The organism is Dielma fastidiosa (genome assembly GCF_000313565.1).
In the GTDB taxonomy this organism is placed as follows: Bacteria; Bacillota_I; Bacilli_A; order Erysipelotrichales; family Erysipelotrichaceae; genus Dielma; species Dielma fastidiosa.
This window is the reverse complement of record NZ_HE578927.1, coordinates 406,063-408,047: the sequence shown is the minus strand read 5'-3', so window position 1 is coordinate 408,047 and position 1,985 is coordinate 406,063. Positions and strand designations below refer to the sequence as shown.

At 35.7% G+C, this 1,985-nt stretch carries 4 protein-coding genes and 1 tRNA gene; all 5 read left to right on the top strand.

Features of this window, described 5'->3' with window-relative positions; all coding sequences use genetic code 11:
* Positions 1-62 precede the first annotated feature (62 nt).
* Positions 63-145 (top strand) — tRNA-Leu (locus DAHG_RS11890).
* A gap of 341 nt (positions 146-486) precedes the next feature.
* Entirely contained in the window at positions 487-705 is a 219-nt protein-coding gene (locus DAHG_RS11885) for a hypothetical protein (RefSeq protein ID WP_022938580.1), read from the top strand.
* A 51-nt stretch (positions 706-756) separates the two neighbouring features.
* A complete protein-coding gene (locus tag DAHG_RS11880) occupies positions 757-978 on the top strand; it encodes a hypothetical protein (RefSeq protein ID WP_022938579.1) in 222 nt (73 codons plus the stop codon).
* A gap of 132 nt (positions 979-1,110) precedes the next feature.
* Positions 1,111-1,422, top strand: coding sequence for an ArsR/SmtB family transcription factor (locus DAHG_RS11875; protein ID WP_022938578.1), 312 nt, complete (start codon positions 1,111-1,113; stop codon positions 1,420-1,422).
* Positions 1,423-1,492: 70 nt separating this feature from the next.
* Positions 1,493-1,985, top strand: a 493-nt coding sequence (locus DAHG_RS19550) for an alpha/beta hydrolase (RefSeq protein ID WP_022938577.1), incomplete at its 3' end; no start/stop codon positions are given.

Genomic DNA, 1,985 nt, shown 5'->3' with positions numbered 1-1,985 from the left:
TTAATCAAAATAATGCTTGCATTTTATCATAAATATGCTATAATCAGATAGCAATTAAATCTGCGCGTGTGGCGAAATTGGCAGACGCACTAGACTTAGGATCTAGCGGGCAACCATGGGGGTTCGAGTCCCTTCACGCGCACCAATAGTTAAAAAAAGCCCTATTCATGGGCTTTTGTTTTTTATGGACAACATTCAGCCCTAGAGCTTCTAATCGGACTTTATCGGTTGGGAGCTCTTTTTACATTATGGATGATTAACGATATATAAATAATGATGATGTTTTTATAGGCATGCATTTACTTTTGTACATAAACGCTATAATCTATATGTATGAAAGTAATGGTATGATTTTAAATTGAAAAATTTAGCCTAGCATAAGAATATTTCGTTTTAAAGGGTCTTGCATGGCCTATGATTATGCTGATTAATTACAGAATTATAACCATACAGTTATTGATAGTAAAAAAGATAAGGTGAAAATATATGCAAGATAAAATATTGTTAGATAAGCTCGAAGCAATGCTTAAAAAAGTTCCTGACATATATGATGAACATGAATTTATAACTGGTGTGCTAAGTTATGTAGAGGGTGATAAAGGAGTAAGTGAAATGATTTTATATTTAGAACAGCACCCAGATGCAGGTACGGATGAAGTGATATTAAAGTCTTTGGATATTAGTGATAAACGAAGCGTTAAATAGACATTAAAGATGAGGAGTGAGCGCGATGCCTTTAAGCGAAAAGCGAAAAAAATGAAATTAATGTTAGAAGCAATTGAGGATGTTTATGACAGATATGAGTTTGTTCTTGCAGTTGGATCAATTGTGAAAACTGACGAAGGTGCAGAGGAAATGATTAAGTTTTTGGAAGATCATCCTGTGACTGATTCTGACGAGGTTTTATTGAAGGCTTTAGACATTGATGATAAATATAAAGAAAAACAGCAGCAGTTTCCTAGGAGAACTACTGCGTGAGAGCGTATGTGTCTGTTGGAGCGAGGATGGAAAACGCAAAGAATAGTCTTTGAAAACCGTGTTCCTTCTTGACTTTTGAAAAGTAAGGTTATACAATATGTTTAAACTTATGAACATATTATGGAGGTGCCAATGAGCAAACGAACAATGAGTATTTTGTCGGAATGTATTCCGATATTTACCATGCTTCAGGATGAAAGCAGACAACAAATCCTCATGCTTTTGTTTGATAAAAAAGAAATGACGGTTAGTGAATTGACTGAAAATTTAGAGCTTTCCCGCCCAGCTGTTTCACATCACATGAAATTGCTTTTGGATGCAGGGTTGGTTTCCGTTAAGAAGAACGGAAAAGAGCGAATTTATAGCTTAAATCTTCAAAAAACGATTAAACAATTGAAAGATTTGTTGTCATCAATTGAAATGGATAATCAAAATAACGTCTGATTAAAGGCGTTATATTTTGACATAATATGTTTATGAGTTCAAACCTATAAACTAAAAGGAGACTACTATTATGAGCAATCAACAAGCTTTAAGCATTAGTTATCAAAATCAGAACAATTGGAAAGAAATTCAAAGTTTTCTTCCTTTACGCTATCAGTTAACGGATGCCGCGATGCCCAAAGAAGAAAGCTGGGAATGGCAAGATAATCTGATTCATTTAGATACTTACCGTAATCCTAGAGCAAAAGCGAAGGTTATTCTATTTCATGGTGTAGGAACCAATGGCAGACAGATGACGACGATTATCGGAAAACCGCTTGCCGATGATGGCTTTGAAGTGATTGCGCTTGATATGCCGCTCTATGGGGAAACGGCAGTAAACAGAAAACAGACCATAACCTTTTCTGATTGGGTTGAGTGCGGTAACGATTATTTGAATTATGAATTTACAAGAGATGATCGGCCGATTTTTTTGTATGGTTTATCGGCGGGCGGCATGGAAACTTATTTTGTTGCCGCAAAGAATCGAAAGGTGAAAGGGATTATCGGAATGACATTTCTCG